The sequence below is a fragment of the Dietzia cinnamea NBRC 102147 genome, assembly GCF_001571065.1.
GTDB classification, from domain to species: Bacteria; Actinomycetota; Actinomycetes; order Mycobacteriales; family Mycobacteriaceae; genus Dietzia; species Dietzia cinnamea.
On the sequence record NZ_BCSW01000092.1, the window covers coordinates 1 to 5,157 of the forward strand.

At 60.1% G+C, this 5,157-nt stretch carries 1 protein-coding gene; it reads right to left on the reverse strand.

The features are described from left to right. Positions 1–28 precede the first annotated feature (28 nt). Positions 29–5,116, reverse strand: a complete 5,088-nt coding sequence (locus DCI01S_RS15800; protein WP_061230103.1) for a helicase-like domain-containing protein — start codon at positions 5,114–5,116, stop codon at positions 29–31. Positions 5,117–5,157: the final 41 nt, after the last annotated feature.

The window sequence follows — 5,157 nt, forward strand, 5'->3', positions numbered from 1 at the left end:
CCCACCCGCTCGCCCCGGCGGTCGGGCGTCAGGTGAGTGGGTCTGCTTCTGGCTCTGGGTCGTGGGTGTAGCTCGGGTTTGTTGTGTGCTGGTCAGTGTTGGTGAGTTGGTCTTGAGAGCGATGTTCCAGGTAGGAGGAGAGGAAGCCCTCTAACGATGTGGAGGCCTCGTCTGTTGTGTTCGTGCCGGGGTCGGGCTGCTTGTCGTCGGTCGTTCTGGCGACCCGGTCGACTTCGTGTGCGACCGCTTTGATCGCATTGCGGGCGATCTGATCCGGATTATCGAGGGCCACGGAGTGAATGGGGAGATCTATAGCCACCTCGTCTGACACCGAATAGAGGCTGACCACTCCCCTGTTCAGTGCGTTGTCGGCGAAGTCTTGGCGGGCGCTCTGGATGGGCCGGTCACCGTCCCAGGTGGCCGATTCCACTTCATTGGCGATCGTGTAGGCCGCCGATAGGTTTTCCAGGCTGTCGATGACTGTGCGCATCGGCTGGGTGTTGAGCAGGTTCTCCAGGCGGGAGGCGCGCACGATTAGAGGCTCGCTGAATCTCGAGTCGTGTAGCCCGATCTCGTCGTCGAGCAGTTCGGCGGCGTCTAGCTCGGCCATGCTCAGCGGCGTGGTCGCTGCGGCCAGCGCTTCTTTGAGTTCTCCCAGCCGTGTGTCGTCGTGTCCGGCGTCTGGTTGGGTTGCCGGGGCGGCGGGATTGATTGCTGCCCAGGTTTCTAGTGCTTCGACCTCACGTTGGCGCATCATTTCTCGAACTTCGTCGGCGGTCTCGAATCCGAGTTCTTCGATGAGTGCCGGTGTCGGATTGAGCATGAGCGACCATCCGTCGTCGTATCCCTTGCTTGCGAGGCGGAGCGCGAGCTCATCCTCGGCGAGCTTGGCGGCGTCGGAGTTCTCATACGCTGCGAGGTCGTCGTTGATGCTGTTCAACTCGGTCTTCATGAGCTGGAGTTTGGCGGCGTCTGGGAACGGCTGGGCCGGCGTGCTGTTCAGTTCCTGCAAGCGTTGACGATCGGTAGCCAGCTCGGCCTTGCTGGCCTCGACGCGCCCTGGTGCTCTCGCAATCGCGTTCTCGATCCGGGTCATAATCCCGTTGGCCATGGCCGCTCGATTGGTTTTGGCTTCGGCTGCTGCATCGTTCTGCGAGGCTTGGGGATCTGCTTCGCCGTTTGCGCCCCAGACTCCAAATACGCCCCCTTCTGGACGTTCTCGCTGAGGCCAGAGCTGCTCTTGTTCGATGGCTGTTCCGCCCAGGGGGAGGTCGCCGTAGCGGAGCATGACCAGGTCTTGCTCCATCATTCGGGTTACCTGCAACGGGACGTCGGCGAAGGTAGCAACGTGTGAAGACTCGCCGGGGCCGGCACCGCGGAGCTGGACGTAAGCTGCTCGCAACGCTTCCAGAAGCTGGTCAGAGGCCTCCTTGCGGACGGTGAAGGTCTCTCGTCCGACGGTGTATTGCTTGGTTTCAGCCTCTGTCCACGCTTGCAGGGCAGGAGCTGCGTTGGCGAGCAGTTCTATTTTCTTTTCGGTGTTGGGGATGGATCTGGTCAGTGTGGCAATCTCGTCTCGTCTTCCCCGCTCTTCGGCCATGTGGCTGTCTCGTCGGCCTTCGAGCATTTCGAGGTCGCGCTGAAGTTCCACCCGTCTGAGGTAGCGGTCGTCGCCTGTGGCGATGGCTTTCACGAGGGCGGTGGATTCGGCCAGATTGTCTGTGGATAGGTCCTCGATACTGCGAATCGACCGGTCTGCGGCGTAGAGCTGCTCGAGGAATGCAGCCTTGCGGTTGAGGGTCTGCCACATCGCGGTGTCGTAGGTGGCGGTCGCGACGTAGTTATAGACAGCGACTTCCGAGTTCTGATTGCCCTGTCGGATGATGCGCCCTTCGCGCTGTTCGAGATCGGCCGGACGCCAGGGCACGTCGACATGGTGCAGGGCTACAGCTCGGGTCTGCACGTTAGTGCCGGTGCCCATTTTCTCGGTTGACCCCATGAGTACGTTGATGCGCCCGTTGCGGCAGTTCTCGTAGAGTGCCGCCTTGTCCGAGGGTTTGGGGTAGTCGTGTACGAATGCGATCTTCTCGGCGGGTATGCCGCCGGCAATGAGTTCGTTCTTGATTCCGACGTAGATGTTCCATTGGCCATCGTCTTTGGGCACGGAACGGTCGCAGAACACGATTTGCAGCCCGCCGCGAAGTTCGGCTTCTTCTCCCAGTGCGTCGACGTACGTGTTGTCGCGGGCGGCGGCGTGTTCGGCGAGGATGCGGCCGGCGACCTCGCGTGCGCGACCTCCTTCGGCGGGTGCGGGAAGGTGTGCGGAACGGGGATCAAGGGAGACGTTGCGCCCGTCGTTGGCGATCTTCAGGGCGTTGTCGAGGTCCATGCGTTTGGAATTAACGTTGTCGGCTCGAAAGCCCAGGTCTTGGATGAAGTCGCGTACGTCCTGGCTTGGCTCGAAGTCGATGACGACGTTGCTGCCGGTGCGTTTGGCCGGCAGATCGGCGGGAACTTGGTCGCGGGTGACGGCATCGGTGAACTGGCTGGTGATGCCGACGAGGTCACCAACGTTGGCGAATTTTCCTACTCGGGTGACCGATCGCAGTTTGGTCCCGGACGCGTTGAGTTCAACGGATTCGGTTGTGTCGGTGAAGGTCTTCCCCCAGGCGTCGATGTGGGAGACACCTGCATGCTCGAGGAGGTCCGGTCGGAGATAGGTCTGCATAACAAACAGCTCGGCGAGTGAGTTGGCGACCGGGGTGCCGGTGGCAAAGCAGGCGATTCGTTCGACGTAGGCGTCACTGGCCACGCCTGCGTCGGAGGCTTCCATCCGCTTGCGGTCACGCAGATAGTCGAGTTTGAGCTTGAGGTCCATGGCCTGTTGCGAACCGGAATGACTGAGTTCTTGGATGCCGGACGTGCGGGCAAGATTTTTGTAGAGATGGGCTTCATCGATGAACAGGTAGTCGGCACCGGCTTGCTCGAAGGTGAGTCCTTCATCTTTGCCGCTGGCGTCAAGAGCCTTCTCGAGTTCTTGCTCGGCCTTGGTGATTGCTCTCTCGAGCTTCTTCATCGTGATTGCTGTGCCTGATCCCTCGCTGGCGGTGATCAACGATTCCCGAAGGCCTTCGAGCTGGCGTTCCATAAAGGTCGCTCGAGTCTGCGCCGATGTTTTCATCAACGTGAATGCGGACAATGGCACGATGACCATGTCCCAATCTTGAGCCGCTGACTGCGCAAGCAGTGTCTGCCGCTCTTTTACCGAGGTTCGGCCTGCGCCGGAGAGCACGTTGGCTGCGGGGTACCACTGGGCGGCCTCGCGGGCTACCTGGTCAACGATGTGGTTTGGTACCACGATCCAGGGCTGACGGACTAGGCCCAGTCGCTTGAGTTCCATGGCGCCCATGAGCATGGTGCCCGTTTTGCCTGCTCCAACGACGTGGTTGAGCAAGACTGTCGGCTCGTTGACGATACGTTCGACCGCATCGCGCTGATACTGATACGGGCTGAATGTCTTCCCCAGTCCCGGAAAGCTGCGTCGTGATCCGTCGTAGCTGGGCGCGACGGTGGCGTTAAAACGCCAGTTGTACTCCGTGATGATCCGCTCTCGGCGGTCGGGATCTCCGTTGAGTGCCCAGTCGCTGAATGCTTCTTGCAAGCGTTCTGCTCGTTGTTTGGCCGCTCGCGTTGCCCCGGCGTGAATCTCTCCGCCTTCGGGATAGGCCTCTTTGTAGGCCTTGCTCCGGTTGACCGTAATCGGTCGGGAGTTCATTAGGGAATCGAGGATGACCCAATGATCGTGTGTGCCGCTGCGGTCTTTGCCGAGTGAGACGCCTTGGTTGGCGATCCGCTGCTCACGCTCGGTGCCGACGAAGTTGTACCCGGTGGTGTTGTACGTGCCGCGCTGCGGGATGACTCCGTAGGCGAGAGCGTCAGCCTTGTATCCGTTGTAGTGACTGTTGCCTTCGATAGTCCACTGATCGTTGCTGTTGACGACCGTGACCTGTTCCTTGTCAATGCGGAAGGTGTCGGCGATGAATTGCTCGTAGTCATCGGCAGTCACCCAGGTCACGCCTAGGCGGACACTGATTCCTTCCTCAATTCTGGTCGGGATGACTCGGCGGAGCTCCGTAACATTTGCCCTGTATCGCTCGTCTCCGACCGCAACCTTTTCAGCCTCTTCCAGTTTCACCCGCACGTTTCCTGATAGGTACCGGCTCCGCGGAATCCAGGTCGTCGGGTCTGAGAGGGAACGAAACGCCAGTGCTTCGGATTGAAGCTGATCCTCGACGTTGTCCGTGTGGACGTCGAGCAATTGGGCAATGCGGTCCACATCGACGGTGGCACTTTCGTCCATGCACACAGCAAGGGCGTCGTGGATGGTCTCGGCGTGCTCAATAGGCGTGGCCGGGTCGAGCACGTCGGTGGTGAATACTGCGGCCTTGCGACCAATCATGCGCTGGTCATCGAAGGCCTCCAACGCCAGGACGGAAGCGATATACGGATCTTGCTTCAGTTGCGTGGTGAGATGGTCCTGCTTCTTAGATCGTGATGTGGTGGGAATCCACGCTTCATCATCAAGGCGAGAGTAGACGTCCTCGGGGATGTCGTCCCGGTCCTCGGCCTCGAGGATCTTGCCTTCATTCTTAATCCACTGGTCGAGCGCTTCTGAGAGCCTTTTGTCGTGCTGTTCCTGGGTGACGTCCTTGGGTTCAGTCCAGATGAAGCGGTTTAGGAAGCCGTAGCGTGAGATGTAGGCGTCGTATCGATCGTTCAACGCAGCTCGTAGAGCGTCTTTGTCTGCGGAGTCGCCTCCTTTGCGCTGGAGTTCGATCAGCGACAAATAGGTGTCGCGGAGCTCCAGAATGGCCCGTGTCTCGGCAATCCGGGATTTGAAGCAGCCAGAATCTTGCCAACCTGTTTTGGTGTACTTCTCGATGATGTTGTGGTCGGCGTTGTAGCGCAAGGATTGCAGGGCAACGTCGTCTTGCTCTCCTACAGGAACCACAAGGCCACGCTCGGTGGCGATCGACGAGTCATAGGTGACGGCGTTACGGTCTGCGGTCATTCCTCGCCGGTCGAGGACGGCGCGGTCGATGACGGGGCCAAGCACGTCAGCAATCTGCCGAGGCAGTTGCGGCCCTACTTCCCCCT